The following is a 20,171-nucleotide window of genomic DNA, read 5'->3' as shown; positions in this document are numbered from 1 at the left end:
TCGCTTGAGTATTTGAACATATATTTTTATGCTTATTAGTAATAAGGTTTGATAAAGTGAGGATGTAACATATGTCTATTAAAACAAGGTTTTTATTTTCTTATATCGCTGTCATTTTCGTTTCTATTACGCTCATATTAGTTGCAGGATTTTTAATCGTTTTTTCGATAACAGGTGATTTGGAGTCAGTGAAAAATTTCTATAAAAGTTCTTACATTCAAAAGCCACTTACACCAGAAGAAGAGAATGCGTATATTGAGTTGAAGTCGGCAGCAAAGAAACATCAATCTCAACTATTAGATGAATCGTTCGTTTCATCACTTGAAAAAGAAGGGGTGAAAATAGTTGTAAGAAAGGGAGAGACCATTTCTTATACTACAAAAGTATTTGAAAGTGTATCTTTAAAAGAAGCTCTTCCAAAATTTGAATCAGCAAATATTAATAGTCGTGGTACAACGGAACTAGGTGATACATTTTATCGATATGTAAAGTTTGATTTTTATTTTCCTCAGGAAGAAGAGGGGAGTATATTTGTATTAAAAAAGCAAAGTTCATTTGTAGATCTTACACAAAAATTATTTCCGATTTTGTTTGTATCACTTTTACTGTTAGCCGTGTTGCTTATTGGATTATTAAGTTATCTCGTCTCAAGAAGTGTGATAAAACCAATCTTTGTATTGAAAGATGCGACTGAGAAAATTAAAGACGGAAATTTAGATTTTCAAATACCAGTTACATCCCACGATGAGATAGGGCAATTGAATCAAGGATTTGAAGAAATGAGAAAGAAATTAAAAGAGTCGATAGAGATACAAACACAGTATGAAGAAAATCGAAAAGAGCTCATTTCAAACATCTCTCATGATTTAAAAACACCGATTACCTCAATTATCGGATATGTAGAAGGAATAAAAGACGGGGTAGCAAATACACCAGAAAAAATGGATAAGTACTTAACGACTATCCATACGAAAGCAAGGCATATGGATACACTCATTGATGAATTATTTTTATTTTCAAAGCTCGATTTGAATCGAGTTCCATTTCAGTTTGAAACGGTTGAATTAAATATGTTTATGCAAGAATTAATAGAAGAGATGCAGATGGATTTAAGTAAAGAAGGTATAGAAGTTAACTTACAATTACATGCATCACCACTATATGTAACGGCTGATTGCGAAAAGATAAATAGAGTGATATCAAATTTAATTCATAATAGTGTGAAATACATGGATAAAGAAGAAAAGAAAATTACTGTAACAGTATGGAGTGATAACAATAAAGTTATTGTGAAAGTAATGGACAATGGATCAGGTATCGAATCTGATACACTTCCTTATATTTTTGAACGGTTTTATCGTGCAGAGCAATCGCGAAATTCTAGTACAGGTGGAAGTGGACTTGGCTTAGCGATAGCGAAGCAAATTGTTGAAGAACATGGCGGGAATATTTGGGCGGAAAGCGAGCTTGGGAAAGGCACAAGTATTTTCTTCTCATTGGAAAAAGTAGAGAAATGTGGTGAGTAATTTGAAAAGAATTTTACTAATAGAAGACGAAGTAAGCATTGCAGAATTACAGCGAGATTATTTAGAAATTAGTGATTTTCAAGTTGATGTAGAACACTCTGGAGAAACAGGTTTACAAATGGCCCTGCAAGAAGACTACGATTTAATTATTTTAGATATTATGCTTCCAAAGATGAATGGATTTGAAATTTGTAAGCAAATTCGAGCTATAAAAGATATTCCGATTTTACTTGTTTCAGCAAAAAAAGAAGATATAGATAAAATTCGCGGGCTCGGTTTAGGAGCGGATGATTATATAACGAAACCGTTTAGCCCAAGTGAATTAGTCGCAAGGGTAAAAGCCCATATTTCTCGTTATGAAAGATTGTCAGGAAATGTAAGTAAGCAACGCGATACGTTATATATTCACGGAATTTCTATTGATCAAAGGGCGAGAAAAGTTTTTATAAACAATGAAGAAATTGCGTTTACAACGAAGGAATTTGATTTATTAACATTCTTTGTAACGCATCCAAACCAAGTATTAAATAAAGAACAGTTATTTGAACGCATTTGGGGATTAGACTCTGCTGGTGATTTAGCCACTGTTGTCGTTCACATTAGAAAATTACGTGAAAAAATTGAAAGAGATCCCGCTCACCCACAATATATTGAAACAGTGTGGGGAGCTGGTTATCGTTTTAATGTGTAGGGAACCTGCCGAGTAATTGGCAGGTTTTTTTGTATGTTATTCGAACAAAAAAGAAAAATAGGAAATTCATGTTAAAATATAAAGAGGAATAAAAAATAGGAGAGCATGAGAGGGAGTGCTACATTTTGGGGGAGACATTAAAAGATAATAAATCAAGCAAGGTTTTAAAAATTGGAACTAATATCATACTTATCTTATTAATTATTGGTGCAATACAAATGTTTTTTGATGAAGATTATACGAATGATCATTTCGGTGGGTTATTTATGATGGTCTTTTTTGGAATTAAAATAATTTCTAGTTTTATGGTAAGTTTAAAAGAAGGAGATAAAAAGGCAGTATTACTCAATGTGGGTGTAGTTGTTATTTCTTGTGTTCTTTTAGTTGTTTTTAGTATGAAATATTTCTTCTAAAAATTAAGCTCATAGTCATATAGAGACTTTGAGCTTTTTGTCATTGTTTAGACTTCCTTAATAATAACAGTACTGACGTAATAATTTATAAAATACTTGAGTAGTAGAAGTAAACTGAGCAGCTTCTTCCAAAAAAGGATAATGGTTGCTGTCCTCAAATGGAACGAATATAGAATTACGTATACCCTCATGCAACTCGATAGAGTACTGAATCGGGCATTGCACATCGTGTCGTCCGCACATAATAAGGGTCTTTGTATTGATAGAAGGTAAATACTCTCTTAAATCAAATAAAGGATATTCTTTATTGAAAGCGTTCATCCGGCTAGCAGACATTATTTTTGTGATTGGTTTATCAAAATAAGAATTGTAGTTTTCTGGTTTATACAATGATAATTTTGTTCTCTTCGTAGATAGTTCTTTCCGTTCTTCATTTGTAAGGTGAGGGCTTTTTAAGTTTTCAATGAGTTGTTGCATATAATGAAACTGAGGATGTTCCGGATGATAAATACAAAATGGTGTTTCGGTATAGTTACTTGCTGCGGCTCCGGCCACGACTAATGATTGTAAGGATTTTGGATATGTGATTGCATATAAAATTCCAAGCATACCGCCAGTTGAATGGCCAGCGAAATGCCATGTGGAAAATTGCAAAGCTTCTTTAATTGCTTCTAAGTCGTGAATCGTTTCAATCATACTTAATTCTTTTTCAGAATTGGCTTTTGCTGAGTTACCAGCGTCTCGTAAATTAATGAGGAATACACGATGCGTAGAAGTGAAAACATCTGCAAAGTAATCACCAGTTTCATTAAATTGTGAATAGTGATGTGTAATGCAAAGTGGTTCGCCACTGCCTTTAGTAAAAAGCTCGAATGTGCCACGTTTCGTGTGGATCATTTGTTGTTTCCACATAATATCACGACCTTTCCTCATGAAAATTGGGCCAGACTGTGACTAAATGAAAATATATCAGCGATTATTGGAATATATCGGCGCAACTCAAAATATATCAGCGATTATCAGAATATATCGGCGTAACCTGAAATATATCAGCGATTATTAAAATATATCGACTTACCGATAGAAACCGACAATAAATAAAAGGAGGCTATTCAAAAACGAGCCTCCTTTTCGTTTAGTACAAAGATTTTGTCATATTATTCCGAATAATTTCAAGGGATTTCGCTACAGTTAATGCATTCTTTTCTTCAATTTCTGGTTTACGGGGGATAGGTTTATACATGTTGTCTGGATCTTCCCATGTGAGGGGAAGTTCTGTTTCTGCTTGTCCTTTCCAAGCGTCAATCCATTCTGGAGGGAGATAACCTGAGATGTTTTGGATGTTGTTCATTTCGAGCCAAATGAGTGCCCAAGCTCTTGGGACGACGCGCCAGTGGTCATAACCACCACCGCCGACAGCGATCCAACGACCTTCGCAATATTCGTTAGCGATTTCGCGAGCAAGCTTCGGTATTTCACGATAAATTTTCATCGTTGCGCAAAGGTGTGTAAGTGGATCGTAATAATGTGCATCGGCTCCATTTTGCGTTAAAATAATATCCGGTTTAAAGTATGCGGCAACTTCTTTTACAACTGTTCGATAGGATTCTAGAAACGATTCGTCTTCTGTAAAAGCATCGAGTGGAACGTTAAAAGAATAACTATAGCCATTACCTTGTCCGCGCTCATTTACAGCGCCAGTTCCGGGGAATAAATAACGCCCCGTTTCATGTAAGGAAATGGTACATACGTTAGGATCGTCGTAAAAAGACCATTGTACCCCATCACCGTGATGAGCATCTGTATCAATATATAAAACACGTAAACCGTATTTTTTCTGTATATATTTCATTGCGATGGAACTATCGTTATAGATGCAAAAGCCAGATGCCTTGCCGCGGAAACCGTGATGTAAGCCACCGCCTAAATTAAGCGCGTGTTTTACTTTCCCTGAAAGAACAGCATCGACAGCAGTTAACGTACCGCCAACAAGTAACGCACTTGCTTCGTGCATATTTGGAAACATCGGTGTATCTTCTGTTCCGAGTCCATATGTCATCGCAATCGATTTTTCTAACTTACCTTCTCCAGCACGTTTTACCGCATTTATGTACTCCTCTGTATGAACGTAGGCAATCTCTTCATCCGTAGCCATCCGTGGCGGGATGACTTGAGAGGGTGAGATAAAACCGCTCTTTTGTAATAAATCATACGTAAGTGTGACGCGCAGTTGGTTAAAAGGATGATCAGGGCTAAACGAATAGCCCCGAAAGTCATCCGAATAAATAAACGCGCTACTCATGCTTGCATCCCCATGATGTTTGGCCATAATACGCGGTAGCCTTCCGCTTCAAGTGCATCAATCACCTTTAGAGGATTCATCGTTTGAATGCGGAAAACGAGTACTTTATCATTCTCATCTTTTGCTGGGTAGACGAGAACGCTCACGATATTTATTTGCAAATCACTAAAAATAGCAACGACTTTTCCAAGAATACCAGGTTCATTTTTTACTTGAATTTCAATTTGTGAACTTGGTTGATGTGCTCCTGTTAATTTCACTAACGTGTGCAGTACAGTGGATTCAGAAATGATTCCAACTAACTTTCCAGCCTTTGTTACAGGAAGGCACCCTATTTTATTTTCAAAAAATAAGGTAGCAATTTCCTCAACGAAATCAAGAGGATGGCAAGTCATAACAGGTTGTTTCATAATAAGGTCGAGCGGTTGTTTCAGCATAGCGAGTGGAACTTGTTCATCAAGAATTGATGGACTTGCATCTCTTACATCCCGATCAGAAATAATGCCTACGACATGATTATTTTGATCGACAATTGGAATGTGCCGAATGCCTTTCGTGCGTATCGTTCGGATTGCTGTTTCGATTGTATCGTTTGGGTGTAGTGTCACCACATCTTGATTCATAATTTCTTCTACAATCATTCCAGTTGCCCCCTTTATTTAGTACATAAAACGATTGTGAAAACGTAGACGATCAAATGCTTGAATAGAATCCGTATCAACGCGTTTACCGATGCGGACCATTAAACAGTTAGCGGGATGCGAGCAAATTTCAGGATCATCTGTAGCCATCCATTGTAAGCCACCAGCATTCATCATCTTTTCCATTACTTTTCGATATTCCCAAACGTTTAAGCCTGTTTGTTTTAAATCCCAGTGCCAATAATATTCAGTCGTCAATATAATGTAATCTTCCATATAATCGTCCATCATTGAAACCTCTAACAAGTTCTTTCCGACAGCGCATCCGCGGAAGGCTGGGACTACTTCAATTGCCCCGAGTTCAATTAAGTTTTCGATTTTTCCTTCTGACCATCGTTCGAGCGGATCAGGATATAAATATGTAACATATCCAACGATTGTTTGGTCATGTCTAGCAATAATGAGACGAGCTTCTGGTAATTTAGAAATTTCGACAATTGCTTTGTACTGCTGCTCGGCAGGACGAAACGCAACTAAATCTGGATGAAATTCATACATTTCTAAGTTATGTGTAGAGACAGGACCTTCAATAATTAAAGTGCCTTTCGCTGTTTTTAAGTTTCTAGCATTATATATTTTTTTATGAATCAATGTATTGCTCACCACCTTGAGGGTTTGTGAATCTATTAATATCGTACTTTATAATATATGCGATGTGAATCGAATTTTGTCATTAAAAATTTGTCTAAAAATCAACAAATATACTGAAAATTTTAAATAATGTCATTATAATAGATAATAGAATACATAGGAGGGGGATGTAAAGTATGAAAGTAGAAACGCTTCCTGTCATTAAAGGAGAAAATAATTTGCCGAATTATGATGAGGCATACGCGAATTTTAACTGGGAAGAGGTTAATAAAAACTTTACTTGGAATGAGACAGGCCGAGTAAATATGGCGTATGAGGCAATTGATAAGCATGCAAAATCCGATCGAAAGAATAAAGTAGCTCTTTATTATCAAGATGGATCGCGAAAAGAGAAATATACATTTAAGGAAATGAAGGATTTTTCTAATAAAGCAGGAAACGTCCTGAAAAATTATGGCGATGTAGAAAAAGGCGATCGCGTTTTTATTTTTATGCCGCGTTCCCCAGAGTTATATTTCGCACTTCTTGGTGCAGTGAAATTAGGGGCAATCGTTGGACCGCTATTTGAGGCATTTATGGAAGGTGCAGTTCGCGACCGTTTAGAAGATAGCGAAGCAAAGGTGTTAATTACAACGCCTGAATTGCTAGAGCGTGTACCATTAAATGATTTACCAGCTTTAAAAACAGTCTTCCTTGTTGGAGACAATGTAGAAGAAGGCGGTAAAACTGTAGCGTTTAATCCTTTATTTGAACAAGCTTCAAAAGAATTACATATCGAATGGTTAGGTCGTGAAGACGGTTTAATCCTTCATTACACGTCTGGTTCTACTGGTAAGCCAAAAGGTGTGCTTCATGCACAAAACGCAATGGTTCAGCATTACCAAACGGCGAAATGGGTATTAGATTTAAAAGAAGACGATGTATATTGGTGCACAGCTGATCCAGGCTGGGTAACGGGAACTGCTTATGGTATTTTCGCACCGTGGTTAGTCGGAGCATCAAATGTTGTTTTAGGCGGACGCTTTAGTCCAGAAGCGTGGTATGAAGCACTGCAAGATTACGGTGTAACAGTTTGGTATAGCGCACCAACAGCTTTCCGTATGTTAATGGGAGCTGGACAAGATGCAATTAAAAAATATGATTTATCACAAGTGCGACACGTATTAAGTGTTGGTGAACCATTAAATCCAGAAGTAATTCGCTGGGGTATGAGCGCATTTGGACTTCGTATTCATGATACGTGGTGGATGACAGAAACAGGTGGACAAGTTATTTGTAACTACCCTTGTATGGAAATCCGTCCAGGTTCAATGGGTAAACCAATTCCGGGTGTGAAAGCAGCGATTGTTGATAATGAAGGAAATGAAGTGCCTCCATACACAATGGGTAACTTAGCAATTGGTAAAGGTTGGCCAGCTATGATGCGCGGAATCTGGAATAATCAGCAAAAGTATGAGTCTTACTTCATGCCAGGAGACTGGTACGTATCAGGTGATTCTGCATACATGGATGAAGATGGATACTTCTGGTTCCAAGGACGTATTGATGATGTAATTATGACGTCAGGTGAGCGTGTTGGACCATTTGAAGTAGAAAGCAAATTAATTGAGCATGCTGCTGTTGCAGAAGCTGGTGTAATTGGTATTCCTGATCCAGTTCGCGGAGAAATCATTAAAGCATTTATCGCGCTTCGCGTGGGATACGAGCCATCTGAAGAGTTAAAAGAAGAAATTCGTCAATTTGTAAAGAAAGGCTTAGCAGCTCATGCGGCACCAAGACAAATTGAATTTAGAGATAAATTACCGAAAACGAGAAGTGGTAAAATTATGCGCCGCGTATTAAAAGCGTGGGAGTTAAACTTACCAACAGGTGACTTATCAACGATGGAAGATTAAGAGAGAAAGGTCTGAACGAAACAACGTTCAGACCTTTCTTTTTTATTCCCTCTTTAACCTACATAGAAGTTAAAGAGGAAATAAAATGAAAACAGAAAAAGAAAAAATGATACTAGGAGAAATATATATACCGACTGATCCAGTTTTAGTACAAGAGAGGGAGCGTTCTCGTATATTAACAAGAAAGTTAAATGAAACATTAGAAGTAAAATTAGAATAACGTAGTGGAATCGTAAAAGAACTATTTGGGACAACTGGAGACAATACGGTTATCGCATCTGGCGCCGTTGTAACGAAAGATGTGCCAGATCATGTAGTAGTTGGCGGAAATCCTGCAAAGGTTATTAAAAAAATAAAATAATATTTGAACGAAGCACCTTCCTCGTCTGTATACATTTATGAAAGAATAGATGAGGGAGGCTTTTATATGTCTAATAAATTACTTCTTACTTTTGCTTTAATTGGAATTATAGCCGTATTTTCTTGTGGTCTGTTATTACCGATGCCGATTGGATTTAAAGTTTCAATGATCACAGCTGGAGTCATGATGATTGTGATGTTTTCCATCATTATTCCGTTTGATAGAAAATATATAGTACGGAAAAAAGGATATAAAATTGATTTTACAAAAACAAAAGTGTATTTTCGTTGGAATGTATTTGATACGATTTCGGCTTGTCTTGCAGTGTATGCATGCATATGTGTGCAAGCATTAAATATTTTAGTTTCAACCGGCCAGACAATTCAAAACCCGTACGTTCAATTTTTTACGAATCAATCACAAGTATGGATTATTGTCGCAAGTTGCTATTTAATTTCCCGCATTTCGTTAACGTTAAAAGGAATAAAGGAGATCAAAAATCATGGCGCAGATTGGGATTGAGGAAGAGCTCATGCTTGCGTATCAAAGTGGAAATAAGCAGGCTGGGGAAAAACTATACGTTTTAATTAAACCAGCGCTATATACATTTCTGTATCGCTTTAATCGAGATGAACAGCTGAGTATCGACCTTGTGCAAGATACGTTTTTGACGTTAGAACGAAAGAAACATATGTATGAGCCTGAAAAAGGAAAAATAAAAACGTATTTATTTCAAATCGGTTATCGTCTTATGATTAATAAATTAAATAGGAGAAAAAAGTGGCGTACGCTTTTGCCGTTTTTAGTGCCGATTCCGGAAAAAGAATTTTCTCACGAAGATCGGCTCACAGTAAGGGAAGCGATTTTGAAAGTTCCTGAAGAGCAAAGAGCGGTCCTGATCCTTTCTTATTATCATGATATGCAGCAAAAAGAGATTGCAGAAATATTAAACATTCCGATTGGAACAGTGAAATCGAGACTTCATAACGGGATAAAGAAATTGAAACAATTGCTGGAGGTGGATGAAATTGAGCGAAAATCCCTTTAAGAGTGAATATAAATTAAAACAGCATTTAGATAGTGACCATGTAGAAGTACCGGACTTTCCAAAAACGGTAAGTCGCTTCGATCGATTAATCGGATTTCTTGGTTCTCCGGCGAAAGATCCTGTGGAGGCGACGATAGGAAATGATTTATCAGTTTTGTTTCATGTATCGTTGCTAGTTGGAGTTCCGATTCTTTCTCTTATTACGATACTCTTTGCGACGTTGTAAAGGATTGGCAAGGTGAGAAATTCCACCTCTATTTGACACGCCTATATAAATGATGGTATAAAGAAAAGTATATGAATAATTGAGCGTGGAAAGGGAGAAGTAGTGATCATTTCCCTGTTTTAGAGAGCTGATGGTCGGTGGAAATCAGCACATAGATGATCGCGAATTACGCCCCTAGAGCATCTTTTTTCGATTGAATTGTATTCAAAAGGGAAAAGACGGTGCTAAGCCGTTATGTAAATAAGGTGGTAGGCTTTTTTGGTCTGCAACTAGGGTGGTAACGCGATAATCAAAATCGTCCCTTATTTGAAGGGGCGATTTTTTTATGTTTTCAACCTTCACGCCAGTAATGAACTTAAAGGAGAGTATGTAGGATATGGGTATTTTACAAGATCTTGAATTTCGCGGTCTAATTAATCAGCAAACAGATGCTGAGGGCCTTGAGCAATTACTAGAAAAAGAAAGCGTTAAATTATACTGTGGTTTCGACCCGACAGCGGATAGCTTACACATCGGTCATATGTTACCAGTATTAATGTTACGTCGTTTCCAATTAGCTGGTCACCAACCAATCGCACTTGTTGGCGGTGGTACTGGTATGATCGGTGATCCAAGTGGTAAAAAAGCAGAGCGTACATTAAATACGAAAGATACAGTTGCTTACTACACAGAAAGCATTAAAAACCAACTTTCAAACTTCTTAGAGTTTGAAAACGTGGACAACCCAGCAACAATGGCTAATAACTATGACTGGCTTGGTAACTTAGATGTAATTTCATTCTTACGCGATATCGGTAAAAACTTCGGTTTAAACTATATGTTAGCAAAAGATACAGTAGCATCTCGTTTAGAGACTGGTATTTCATTCACTGAGTTTAGTTACATGATTTTACAATCATACGACTTCTTAAACTTATACCAACACCATAATTGCCGCCTACAAATCGGTGGTAGTGACCAATGGGGTAACATTACAGCTGGTCTTGAATTAATCCGTAAATCAGAAGAAGATGCGAAAGCATTTGGTTTAACAATTCCACTTGTTACTAAATCTGATGGTACGAAGTTTGGTAAAACAGAAGGCGGCGCAATTTGGTTAGATCCAGAAAAAACAACTCCTTACGAGTTCTACCAATTCTGGATTAACACAGATGACCGTGATGTTGTTAAATACTTAAAATACTTCACATTCTTATCTCATGAAGAAATTCTTGAGCTTGAAAAGCAAGTAGCTGAAGCGCCAGAAAAACGTGTAGCACAAAAAGCATTAGGTTCTGAAATGACAAAACTTGTTCACGGTGAAGAAGCATTAGAGCAAGCAATTAAAATTTCAGCTGCATTATTCAGTGGTTCTGTAGCAGAATTGACTGCAAGCGAAATCGAGCAAGGATTCAAAGATGTACCATCTGTAGAACGTACTGCAGAAGATACAGTATTAATCGACTTACTTGTGGAAAGCAAAATCTCTCCATCAAAACGTCAAGCACGTGAAGATGTAACGAACGGCGCAATCTACGTAAACGGTGAGCGTACACAAGCATTAGACTACGTTGTAACAGAAAATGACCGCATCGAAGGTAAATTCACAATCATTCGCCGCGGTAAAAAGAAATATTTCTTAATTCGTTACTAATTAGAAACGAATATAAAACAAATAGTACCCCGAATTGTAGGCTGAAAAGTTTATGATTCGGGTTTTTTTATGTATGGATTTAAATCGCCGGATCTTTTCTTTTAAATAGAATATAAAGAATTAATATGAGCATATAAAGTAAACTAATTAGCATAACGATAAATGCCGCGGGATAAAATTTTGCTGCATATATAAAGAAATCGATTTGATAAATATCTTGGTAATTTGAGACAGTACCTTTAAAGTAATTGGTAAACTTAGCGCTATATTTCCATTCATCAGGATAATCTATTAAATTACTCCCCTGATACCAACTCATAAGTGCTGAAGTAATAAATAGCATACATGCACTGCCTAACTGAACCATTTGATTTATTGTCAAAAAGAATCCACCTCCTATTTTATGGTTATTATAGCGTGCATTCATATTCCTGTAACCTTTTTGTTGTAATCTCCTTTTCGAGTTCATACGGAAATCACATGTAAGCGGTATGATAAATGTATAACAACTAGAAAGGAGTGGTAAAACGAAATGTCACTAGAAGCGCTCATTATTTTTTCTTTGCTAAATGCGGGTCAGCTTGCAGAGAATTCGAAGGTGGATATACATAAAGAGCAGAAAGATGCTTATGTATATGTTCAGAAAGAGGAAAATAAATAATTTTATTTTATATATAAACGAAAAAAGCCAATCCACAGGATTGGTTTTTTTTTCGGAGAGGTAATTTCTATCCTTGTGATTCAGTATTTTGTTTCTCGATTTTTTAAATGATCCTGAACCATTGTTAGGGAACGGGAAAGGGGTTTATCTGTTCTAATTCGTGTAACGACATAATGCTCTACCATGAATATTACTTCATCTTGTACTAATTCTTCTAATAGCATTTTTATTTTTTTGAGGTTCTTTAAATGAAGAGGGATCGTGGTAAATTCTTCTTTCAAAACAAGTAGCTTCTTTTCTCATCTGTTTTTTGTACTTACCCATTTCTATATACACACCAGCTTTTTTATTTTTGGCCTAATTATATGTGTTTTATAAAATAAAAAAAGCCCAGGCCCCTTGATAAACAAGGTTCCTAGGGCTTTTAATAATACTCTTTTCAGAGTACCGAGATTAACGAGAGTAGAACTCTACGATTAATGCTTCGTTGATTTCAGCTGCTAACTCAGAACGCTCAGCGTGACGAGTGTAAGTAGCTTCTAATTTATCAGCATCGAAAGTTAAGTATTCTGGTACGAAGTTGTTAACTTCGATCGCTTCTTTAACAACAACAAGGCTGTTAGATTTTTCGCGAACGCTGATAGTTTGACCAGGTTTTACACGGTAAGATGGGATATCTACGCGAGATCCATCAACTGTGATGTGACCGTGGTTTACTAATTGGCGAGCTGCACGACGAGTGCGAGCTAAGCCCATACGGTAAACTAGGTTGTCAAGACGAGCTTCAAGAAGGATCATGAAGTTTTCGCCGTGCTTACCAGGCATTTTACCTGCTTGGTCAAATGTGCGACGGAATTGACGCTCAGTCATGCCGTACATGTGACGAAGTTTTTGTTTCTCTTGTAATTGTAAACCGTATTCTGAAAGTTTCTTACGTTGGTTAGGACCGTGAGGACCTGGTGCGTAAGGGCGTTTTTCTAATTCTTTTCCTGTGCCGCTTAGAGAGATTCCAAGACGACGAGACAGTTTCCAAGCTGGACCTGTATAACGAGCCATAGTTGACTCCTCCTTTAAAAATGTTTTTATTTACGTAAAATAAAAACAGACGTAATCGATATTTACGGGCATTTTGTTTTCATGTACCTTCGCTCCAGCAGCAGGGAGTTACGAGATACACCTCCGTAGAGGAACAAAATACAAACGATAAACTCACATTACAAGGCTGCCTTTTTATTTTACACAAACGCTATTATATCTTTTACCCAGAGTTTCGTCAAGCGAGTACGTTTTTGTTTTATGCATATAAATTTTGGAAATTAACAAGAAGGAATTTAAAAAGATATAAAAGAAGAGATAGAAACACAAATAAAACGCTTACATAAAATATGGTGAAAACGTTCATCAAATTTTTGTTGATGAATATGCGGCAGTAAAAACATAAAAGGGGATGTTTTTATGAAAAAGAAGCATATGGAGACAGCGTTAATTCATCACGGTTATACATCTGAGGAACATAAAGGAAGTTTAACACCACCTTTATTTCAAACGTCTACATTTACATTTGAGACTGCACAGCAAGGTGAGGCGAGTTTTGCGGGAGTAGATCCATCTTATATTTACTCAAGACTTGGAAATCCAACTGTAAAATTATTTGAAGAACGTATGGCGGTGTTAGAAGGAGGAGAGGAAGCACTTGCTTTCGGATCCGGTATGGCAGCTATTTCAGCAACCTTAATTGGTTTTCTAAAGGCTGGAGATCATATTATTTGTTCAAATGGATTATATGGGTGCACGTACGGTTTTTTAGAAGTGTTAGAAGAAAAATTTATGATTACGCATTCTTTTTGTGATATGGAAACAGAGGCTGATATTGAAAATAAGATTCGCCCAAATACAAAGCTTATTTTCGTTGAAACACCGATTAATCCGACAATGAAATTAATTGATTTAAAACAAGTGATTCGGGTTGCAAAGCGAAATGGCTTACTTGTCATTGTTGATAATACGTTTTGTTCACCTTATTTACAAAGGCCGCTTGAACTCGGCTGTGACGCGGTTGTGCATAGTGCGACAAAGTATATCGGGGGTCACGGTGATGTTGTAGCAGGGGTAACGATTTGTAAAACGAAAGCGTTAGCTGAAAAAATTCGCCCGATGCGAAAAGATATCGGCGGTATTATGGCGCCGTTTGATGCGTGGTTATTGTTACGTGGATTAAAGACGTTAGCGGTAAGAATGGATCGTCATTGTGATAATGCAGAAAAAATTGTGTCGTTCCTAAAAAATCATGATGCGGTAGAAGGTGTTTGGTATCCAGAAGGGGAACTAGCATCTCGCCAAATGAAACGGGGCGGCGGTGTGATTTCTTTTTCAGTAAAAGGCGGGAAAGAAGAGACGCAAGCGTTTATCAATGACCTTCACTTTATTACAATTGCGGTAAGTTTAGGAGATACAGAAACGTTAATTCAGCATCCAGCGACGATGACGCACGCTGCGATTCCAGCTGAGCTAAGACAAGAAATGGGCATTTATGATAATTTAATACGTTTATCTGTCGGTTTAGAATCATGGGAGGATATTGCTTCTGATTTAGAGCAAGCGTTAAAGAACATATCTACGGTCAATCAATAAAAAAGAGCTAGCTATCGGTTTTGTACGTGATGTACTCAATCGATAACTCGCTCTTTTCCTTTTACATATGTGTTAGGAGTGTTTCCACAAACTTTTCTAAATAGCGCTGATCTACTTCGTCAAAACGATTTTTTTCAGGGCTATCGATATCAAGTACACCGATGACAGTTCCTTCTTTTACAATCGGTACGACGATTTCTGAATTTGAAGCACTGTCGCAAGCGATATGTCCTGGGAATTGGTGAACGTCTGCTACAAGCTGCGTTGTTTTCGTTTCAGCTGCAACGCCGCAAACGCCTCGTCCAAATGGGATGCGTACGCAAGCAGGCATTCCTTGGAATGGTCCAAGAACAAGCTGATTTCCTTCTGTTACGTAAAAGCCAACCCAATTCACACGATCTAAAAATTGGTTTAATAATGCGGACGCATTTGATAAGTTTGCGACTACGTTTGATTCGCCAGTTAATAATGCATCCAGTTGTTTAATTACTGTCTCATATTGCTCTTCACGAGATCCTGCATAACTTTCTTTAGTAAACATGGAAACAGCTCCTTTTTTATCGAGATGTGTAAAATATTAGCAAAACACGATGTATTTCACATGACTTTGTCGATAGAAAATTAAAGGAATTTGTCTTAAAAGTCAAGAAATTTAAACTATAGCTGTTCAGTGAGAGGAAGTGAGCGCATGAAACAGACGAAACAAAAAGTAATTGATGCGGCAATATCGTTGTTTAATACGAAAGGTTATGATGGAACCTCGGTGCGAGACATTGCAAAGCGAGCGGATGTGAATGTAGCGAATATTTCATATTATTTTGCTGGAAAGCAAGGTTTATTAGAACGGCTTATTACTGATTTTTTAGAAGGATATATTCATGTGATTGAAATGTCGTTTGAACAGAGAGAGTATTTGTCAGCTAAAGATGTGATGGTGCAAATGGTGCGCGGAATTTTACGATATCAATTTGAAAATAGGGAACTGACACGTTTCTTCTACCGAGAGCTTTCGCTTGATACGACATTAATTCGTGAAGTGATGACCGTTTATTTTTCTAAAGAAAGATATTATATAGAGCAAATAATTAGACAGGGACAAATGAAGCAAGAGTTTAGAAAGGTATCTTTTACAATGTTTATGACGCAATTAAAAGGCATGATGAATATGCCGTTTTTATATCCGCAATATATATCAGAAGTACTGCATTCTTTTCCGTCTGAAACATTTTTCTTAGAAATGTACACGAAAGAAATTGAACAATGGATGGAACAAACATTATGTATAACGAATATGTATTATGAATTGCCAAGAGCCGTTCATATGTGAAAAATCCCCACCTAACGAACTGAGGTGGGGATTCTTGTGCTTTCTTTTCTTTGCCATAAATTGTTGCATAATAGCGCGATAATTGTTAATGAGGCTCCGGTAACTTCAATTTTGTCGACTGTATAACCTCGAAAGATGGAACCGATAAGTGCAAGGACAGGAACTAAATTCATAAATAATATGCCGTTAATAGATGAAATATAGCGATTTCCTGTGTTCCAGCAAAATACAGCGATAACCCCTGCAATAATCGACATATATAAGAGTTCAAAACGAACGCTCATAATTGTAGAGAGTGACGGTACAGTAACGACGTTTGTGTAAGTGAAGAAAGTGACAATAACGATGAGTGAAATTGAGCCGAATAAACAAGTTAACGTCGTATATCGAAGTGGTGACCAAGATTGAAAACGAGCACCACCGTTCGTGTAAATGACCCAGCAAGTAACGCCGCATAGCATAAGTATATTTGTTGAGACGTGACTGGCAGCTCCAAATAATAAGTGAATATTTCCTTTTGAAATGACAAGCATAACACCGATTAGTGCAACGAACATACAAAGGAATGTGTAGTTTTGTGGGCGTTTGTTTTTTGTTATCCACTGCAATAATAAAGCGATGAGTGGCATAAGAGACTGAATCATAGCCGCATGGATGGCTCCAGAAGGTCCGGCAAGTTGTTGTCCGTAGAAAACGAGAAAACCATATCCAGCGAAACCGACTGTTCCGTAAAAGAATAACGAAAGTGTTCTCTTTTCTAAGCGGAGCGACTGTGTCCCTTCGGTAATTAATAACAGAATAAGAAAAATAATAGCTGCTGATCCGTATCGGATAGTTGTGAAGAAGAACGGATCGATAAACTGTAAGGCGTTTGCCATTACAGGAAACATAAATCCCCAAGCCGTTACGGCAAGTAAGCATAGGAGGGATCCGAGTAGCATTTGTTTTTTGTTCAAGAGTATCTTTCCCCTTTACATTTCGTTATAGTAAGTTGATGAAATAAGTATAAAGAGTAATTGTTTATAGAAGGAAATACCGATTTCTTATGACAGTTATAACTTTTTGTTAGAGGTGTGTACGATGGATTTAGAGGCAGTACGATCGTTTATTGAAGTAAAGAACACGCGAAGTTTATCAAAGGCAAGTAAGCTTTTACATATTTCTCAACCGGCGCTTAGTAAACAAATTCAAAGGTTAGAAGCGGATTTAGAGGTTACTTTACTCAAGCGTTCCGCGCAAGGAGTCGAATTAACAAGTGCTGGAGAGTTATTTATAACAAGAATGTTACCGGTTTTGGAACACATACATGAAGTGAAAGCCGAAATGAAGAAGTTTCAAGAGAAGCGGAGCATTTCTATAGGCATATTGCCAAGTTTAGCAGCACATTACATATCAAAATGTAAAGATATATTAGGTGACGGGTTCGAAGTAGAATGGAGAATTGAGCATACGAAAGTACTAATGGGACTCTTTAAAGAACGGAAGATTGAAGCGATGTTCATTGATTCAGTAGTAGAAGGCGCTACATGTATAAAAGAAATGCGAGAAGAAAAAATTGTTTGTGTCGTTTCAAATGATCATCTTTATAAAGAAAAAACAGTAATCCGAATGGAAGATTTTCAAAATGAAAAGTTAATCGTATATCCAGAAATCTGTGATGTAAGGAAAATGATTACGAATATGTTTCAAGGGATAGGTGCGAAACCAATCATTGCATTTGAAACTTCTTATGCAGAACCGATGCTTGCGATGGTCGGTGCTGGACTTGGTATCACGTTACTTCCAGAAATGTCAGTAGAGCAAGCGGTAAAGCAAGGGAATGTGCATGCGATTTCTATTGAGCCACCACTTGTGCGGAAAATTTATTTCGCATCTCATATGGAAGAAGGCCCTTTGTCCCGCTATTTGCCGGGCAGTAAGACCCCACCTCAAAATTCAGCGAAAGCAAAGAAGTTAGGTGGGGAATCAACTACCCGTAAAAGCCCGATTGGTGAGGGCTAATAATCAGTGGGTGGGAAACAACCCCCACTGATTAAAGTTTCACTTTATTGCATTTATTTGATGATGAGAGATAATCCAAATAGAATATTGAGAAAGATTACAATTGCATTGAAAGAAACATGAAATTTTAAAAAACTAGGTCAAAAACAAGCCATTACATGGTATGATTAGTACATTGTTAGTTGTTAAATATAGGGGGATTCCCTTTTTATACATAATGCCTTCCATTTCATAAACGGAACGGACAAAAAAAGAGATATAACTAGGAGGCTTTTTTGCATGGATTCTATCCTGACGATCGTTATCATTGTAGTAAGCTCTATTCTAGTGCTGCTCATGATAGAGCTTGTGATAAGAAATCGTTCATATAAAGATATTGAGGCACTGGAGCAGTGGAAACAAGAGATAAAAGATAAACCTGTGGCAGATGAACTAAAGCGGGTAAAAGATTTAAATATGACGGGTCAAACAGAAGAGCTGTTTGGCAAATGGCGTGAAGAATGGGATGAAATTGTATCAACAACCCTTCCGAAAGCTGACAAAGATTTAGCGCAAGCGCGAAAATTCGCCTCGCAATTCTCCTTCCGAAAAGCAAAGCATGCGATGAATGAATCCATAAGTGGTTTAGATGACGCTGATAATCGTATTACAGACATTTTAAATGAATTACAGCAATTGTTAGAAAGCCATGAAAAAAATAGCTCGGAAATTGAAGAGTTACGTGATACATATCGTAGTATGAAGAAGAGTGTTCTTGCCCATAGACATATGTATGGAGCAGCAGAGCAGAAAATTGAAGAGATGCTAGATGCTGAATCTAATAAATTTAAAAGCTTTGAAGAGGCAACAGATAATGGTGACTATTTAAAAGCGAGAGAAATTGTTATTAGTTTGGAAGAAGGTTTAGCAGATTTAGAAATCATTATTCACCAAATTCCAGATTTATTGGTAGAGTGTCAAGCGACGTTACCAGTTCAGCTGGAAGACTTATTGCACGGACATAACGATATGGTAAGACAAGGTTATGTATTAGAGTATTTGGAAATCCCTAAAGAAGTTCGCGATATGACGACACAACTACACACATGTTTAATGGATATACAGGAGCTTCATATAACGGAAGCGACTGAAAAAGTAGAAAACTTAAAAACGCGTTTAGATGGTTTCTATGATCAGCTGGAGCAAGAGGTGCATGCGAGACATTATGTGGAGCAAAAAACACTTTCTGTTTATGAAGATTTAGAAGAAATTCGCACTGAAACGATTGAAACAAAAGCAGAAACACAACTTGTGAAACAAAGTTATCAGTTACAAGATAAGGACATTGAGTCTCAAAAAGTAATTGAAAAGCAAATGCACATTTTAACGAAACGTTTTGAAATGCTACAATTACGCGTTGCTGAACAAGATATTGCCTTCTCTATTATTCGTGAGGAATTAGAAGAGGTTTATGAGCAATGTGAAACATTGAAAGTACTTCATGCAGAATATAAAGAAATGCTGCAAACGATGCGTAAAGAAGAATTTGAAGCGCGTGAGAAATTACAAGAAATGCGAAATATCATTTTCGAAACGAAACGATTTATGCAAAAGTCGAATTTGCCAGGTCTTCCAGAGAGTATTATGGAAGATTTAAAAAGAGGACAAATGGCAATGCAAGCTGTATATGATCAATTAGAAGTGAAGCCATTAAATATGAACGCTGTAAATAGCAGTTTAGAAGAAGCATACACAACTGTTAATGGTGTAGCTGAAATGACAGAAGAGTTAATTGGACAAGCGTATTTAGTTGAAAAATTAATTCAATACGGTAATCGTTACCGTAGTCATGATGAGAGTCTTGCAGAGAGCTTAAATTATGCGGAGAAATTATTCCGTGAATATCAATACGATGCAGCTTTAGAACAAGCGGCTTCTATACTAGAGCAACTTGAACCTGGCGTTGTTCAAAAAATAGCTGAATATGTAGACAATGAACAAACCCTTTCATAAAGGGTTTGTTTTTTTGTGTAATTTTGAGGGCGATGTTGCTATAATGAATAGCGGAATACAGTAAGGTTATTCGTTTTAAAATAAAGTGAAACTGTAATCAGTGTGGGCATCCTCGCTAATTATTGTCCTTCACAATCGGGATAAAATGGAACCTTTGAGTAGTCTTAGCGTA

General features: G+C 37.0%; 20 protein-coding genes, 2 pseudogenes and 1 other annotated feature. Of the genes and pseudogenes, 14 read left to right on the top strand and 8 right to left on the bottom strand.

Features of this window, described 5'->3' with window-relative positions; genetic code table 11:
- Window positions 1-71: 71 nt before the first annotated feature.
- The 3 genes from V7S50_RS08060 (at window position 72) to V7S50_RS08050 (ending at window position 2,630) form a co-directional block, all read left to right on the top strand.
- Entirely contained in the window at window positions 72-1,526 is a 1,455-nt protein-coding gene (locus tag V7S50_RS08060) for a sensor histidine kinase (protein ID WP_336375984.1), read from the top strand.
- Window position 1,527: 1 nt separating this feature from the next.
- Window positions 1,528-2,217: a response regulator transcription factor gene (locus V7S50_RS08055; protein WP_063222470.1), complete on the top strand. Its 690-nt coding sequence runs from the start codon at window positions 1,528-1,530 to the stop codon at window positions 2,215-2,217.
- Between the two features lie 125 nt (window positions 2,218-2,342).
- Window positions 2,343-2,630 carry a hypothetical protein gene (locus tag V7S50_RS08050; RefSeq protein ID WP_242252470.1) on the top strand — a complete coding sequence of 96 codons (288 nt, stop codon included), beginning with the start codon at window positions 2,343-2,345 and terminating at the stop codon, window positions 2,628-2,630.
- A gap of 57 nt (window positions 2,631-2,687) precedes the next feature.
- Here the strand turns inward: V7S50_RS08050 and V7S50_RS08045 are convergent, their stop codons facing one another.
- From V7S50_RS08045 to acuA, 4 genes are all read right to left on the bottom strand, one after another.
- Window positions 2,688-3,563, bottom strand: coding sequence for an alpha/beta fold hydrolase (locus tag V7S50_RS08045; RefSeq protein WP_242252472.1), 876 nt, complete (start codon window positions 3,561-3,563; stop codon window positions 2,688-2,690).
- Window positions 3,564-3,765: 202 nt separating this feature from the next.
- On the bottom strand, window positions 3,766-4,932 hold the full coding sequence (acuC, locus tag V7S50_RS08040; RefSeq protein ID WP_242252474.1) for an acetoin utilization protein AcuC: 1,167 nt from the start codon (window positions 4,930-4,932) through the stop codon (window positions 3,766-3,768).
- Window positions 4,929-5,573: an acetoin utilization AcuB family protein gene (locus tag V7S50_RS08035; protein WP_000634565.1), complete on the bottom strand. Its 645-nt coding sequence runs from the start codon at window positions 5,571-5,573 to the stop codon at window positions 4,929-4,931. The genes acuC and V7S50_RS08035 overlap by 4 nt, the downstream gene beginning before the upstream one ends.
- A gap of 18 nt (window positions 5,574-5,591) precedes the next feature.
- Window positions 5,592-6,224 (bottom strand): acetoin utilization protein acetyltransferase AcuA, encoded by a 633-nt coding sequence (acuA, locus tag V7S50_RS08030; RefSeq protein ID WP_063222474.1) that lies wholly within the window; start codon window positions 6,222-6,224, stop codon window positions 5,592-5,594.
- Window positions 6,225-6,400: 176 nt separating this feature from the next.
- Between acuA and acsA the strand changes: the two genes are divergently transcribed.
- The 6 genes and pseudogenes from acsA to tyrS all read left to right on the top strand — a co-directional run bounded on the left by acsA (window position 6,401) and on the right by tyrS (window position 11,387).
- Entirely contained in the window at window positions 6,401-8,119 is a 1,719-nt protein-coding gene (gene acsA / locus V7S50_RS08025; protein WP_063222475.1) for an acetate--CoA ligase, read from the top strand.
- Between the two features lie 85 nt (window positions 8,120-8,204).
- A pseudogene (locus V7S50_RS08020) lies at window positions 8,205-8,480 on the top strand (maltose acetyltransferase domain-containing protein).
- 66 nt (window positions 8,481-8,546) lie between these two features.
- A complete protein-coding gene (locus V7S50_RS08015; protein WP_000066442.1) occupies window positions 8,547-9,002 on the top strand; it encodes a hypothetical protein in 456 nt (151 codons plus the stop codon).
- Entirely contained in the window at window positions 8,983-9,528 is a 546-nt protein-coding gene (locus V7S50_RS08010; protein WP_242252476.1) for an RNA polymerase sigma factor, read from the top strand. Before V7S50_RS08015 ends, V7S50_RS08010 begins: the two co-directional genes overlap by 20 nt.
- A complete protein-coding gene (locus V7S50_RS08005) occupies window positions 9,509-9,754 on the top strand; it encodes a hypothetical protein (RefSeq protein WP_242252478.1) in 246 nt (81 codons plus the stop codon). Before V7S50_RS08010 ends, V7S50_RS08005 begins: the two co-directional genes overlap by 20 nt.
- 77 nt (window positions 9,755-9,831) lie before the next feature.
- Window positions 9,832-10,060: a binding site (T-box leader), on the top strand.
- 70 nt (window positions 10,061-10,130) lie between these two features.
- The gene (gene tyrS, locus V7S50_RS08000) at window positions 10,131-11,387 is read left to right on the top strand and encodes a tyrosine--tRNA ligase (RefSeq protein WP_242252480.1); all 1,257 of its coding nucleotides are present in this window, start codon (window positions 10,131-10,133) and stop codon (window positions 11,385-11,387) included.
- Window positions 11,388-11,466: 79 nt separating this feature from the next.
- Here tyrS and V7S50_RS07995 read toward each other — a convergent pair whose 3' ends face one another.
- Entirely contained in the window at window positions 11,467-11,814 is a 348-nt protein-coding gene (locus V7S50_RS07995) for a YjdJ family protein (protein WP_242252481.1), read from the bottom strand.
- A 105-nt stretch (window positions 11,815-11,919) separates the two neighbouring features.
- Between V7S50_RS07995 and V7S50_RS07990 the strand changes: the two genes are divergently transcribed.
- On the top strand, window positions 11,920-12,048 hold the full coding sequence (locus V7S50_RS07990) for a hypothetical protein (RefSeq protein WP_000050940.1): 129 nt from the start codon (window positions 11,920-11,922) through the stop codon (window positions 12,046-12,048).
- Between the two features lie 453 nt (window positions 12,049-12,501).
- Here the strand turns inward: V7S50_RS07990 and rpsD are convergent, their stop codons facing one another.
- Complete coding sequence (gene rpsD / locus V7S50_RS07985; protein ID WP_000135322.1) at window positions 12,502-13,104, bottom strand: 30S ribosomal protein S4; 603 nt, start codon at window positions 13,102-13,104, stop codon at window positions 12,502-12,504.
- Between the two features lie 399 nt (window positions 13,105-13,503).
- On the opposite strand from rpsD, the gene megL reads away from it, so the two are divergent.
- Window positions 13,504-14,679: a methionine gamma-lyase gene (gene megL, locus V7S50_RS07980; protein WP_242252485.1), complete on the top strand. Its 1,176-nt coding sequence runs from the start codon at window positions 13,504-13,506 to the stop codon at window positions 14,677-14,679.
- A 61-nt stretch (window positions 14,680-14,740) separates the two neighbouring features.
- Here the strand turns inward: megL and V7S50_RS07975 are convergent, their stop codons facing one another.
- Window positions 14,741-15,220, bottom strand: coding sequence for a GAF domain-containing protein (locus V7S50_RS07975; protein WP_063222481.1), 480 nt, complete (start codon window positions 15,218-15,220; stop codon window positions 14,741-14,743).
- 147 nt (window positions 15,221-15,367) lie between these two features.
- On the opposite strand from V7S50_RS07975, the gene refZ reads away from it, so the two are divergent.
- On the top strand, window positions 15,368-16,006 hold the full coding sequence (refZ, locus tag V7S50_RS07970) for a forespore capture DNA-binding protein RefZ (RefSeq protein ID WP_242252487.1): 639 nt from the start codon (window positions 15,368-15,370) through the stop codon (window positions 16,004-16,006).
- Window positions 16,007-16,017: 11 nt separating this feature from the next.
- Here refZ and V7S50_RS07965 read toward each other — a convergent pair whose 3' ends face one another.
- Window positions 16,018-16,962, bottom strand: coding sequence for a DMT family transporter (locus V7S50_RS07965; protein WP_242252488.1), 945 nt, complete (start codon window positions 16,960-16,962; stop codon window positions 16,018-16,020).
- A gap of 124 nt (window positions 16,963-17,086) precedes the next feature.
- Here V7S50_RS07965 and V7S50_RS07960 point away from each other — a divergent pair.
- Both V7S50_RS07960 and ezrA read left to right on the top strand, forming a co-directional pair.
- A pseudogene (locus V7S50_RS07960) lies at window positions 17,087-17,902 on the top strand (LysR family transcriptional regulator); the annotation flags it as partial.
- Between the two features lie 384 nt (window positions 17,903-18,286).
- Complete coding sequence (ezrA, locus tag V7S50_RS07955; RefSeq protein WP_242252490.1) at window positions 18,287-19,999, top strand: septation ring formation regulator EzrA; 1,713 nt, start codon at window positions 18,287-18,289, stop codon at window positions 19,997-19,999.
- Window positions 20,000-20,171 lie beyond the last annotated feature (172 nt).

The sequence above is a fragment of the Bacillus sp. CCNWLW194 genome (assembly GCF_037120585.1).
GTDB classification, from domain to species: Bacteria; Bacillota; Bacilli; order Bacillales; family Bacillaceae_G; genus Bacillus_A; species Bacillus_A basilensis.
Note: the sequence above shows the minus strand (reverse complement) of the source record. Positions and strands in the feature narration are given on the sequence as shown.

What these genes read in the sequence shown, in the direction of transcription:
- V7S50_RS08060 (WP_336375984.1), top strand. Translation starts at nt 72, where the DNA reads ATGTCTATTAAAACAAGGTTTTTATTTTCTTATATCGCTGTCATTTTC.
- V7S50_RS08045 (WP_242252472.1), bottom strand. Translation starts at nt 3,563, where the DNA reads ATGAGGAAAGGTCGTGATATTATGTGGAAACAACAAATGATCCACACG.
- acuC (WP_242252474.1), bottom strand. Translation starts at nt 4,932, where the DNA reads ATGAGTAGCGCGTTTATTTATTCGGATGACTTTCGGGGCTATTCGTTT.
- V7S50_RS08035 (WP_000634565.1), bottom strand. Translation starts at nt 5,573, where the DNA reads ATGATTGTAGAAGAAATTATGAATCAAGATGTGGTGACACTACACCCA.
- acsA (WP_063222475.1), top strand. Translation starts at nt 6,401, where the DNA reads ATGAAAGTAGAAACGCTTCCTGTCATTAAAGGAGAAAATAATTTGCCG.
- V7S50_RS08015 (WP_000066442.1), top strand. Translation starts at nt 8,547, where the DNA reads ATGTCTAATAAATTACTTCTTACTTTTGCTTTAATTGGAATTATAGCC.
- V7S50_RS08010 (WP_242252476.1), top strand. Translation starts at nt 8,983, where the DNA reads ATGGCGCAGATTGGGATTGAGGAAGAGCTCATGCTTGCGTATCAAAGT.
- tyrS (WP_242252480.1), top strand. Translation starts at nt 10,131, where the DNA reads ATGGGTATTTTACAAGATCTTGAATTTCGCGGTCTAATTAATCAGCAA.
- V7S50_RS07995 (WP_242252481.1), bottom strand. Translation starts at nt 11,814, where the DNA reads ATGAATGCACGCTATAATAACCATAAAATAGGAGGTGGATTCTTTTTG.
- V7S50_RS07990 (WP_000050940.1), top strand. Translation starts at nt 11,920, where the DNA reads ATGTCACTAGAAGCGCTCATTATTTTTTCTTTGCTAAATGCGGGTCAG.
- rpsD (WP_000135322.1), bottom strand. Translation starts at nt 13,104, where the DNA reads ATGGCTCGTTATACAGGTCCAGCTTGGAAACTGTCTCGTCGTCTTGGA.
- megL (WP_242252485.1), top strand. Translation starts at nt 13,504, where the DNA reads ATGAAAAAGAAGCATATGGAGACAGCGTTAATTCATCACGGTTATACA.
- V7S50_RS07975 (WP_063222481.1), bottom strand. Translation starts at nt 15,220, where the DNA reads ATGTTTACTAAAGAAAGTTATGCAGGATCTCGTGAAGAGCAATATGAG.
- refZ (WP_242252487.1), top strand. Translation starts at nt 15,368, where the DNA reads ATGAAACAGACGAAACAAAAAGTAATTGATGCGGCAATATCGTTGTTT.
- ezrA (WP_242252490.1), top strand. Translation starts at nt 18,287, where the DNA reads ATGGATTCTATCCTGACGATCGTTATCATTGTAGTAAGCTCTATTCTA.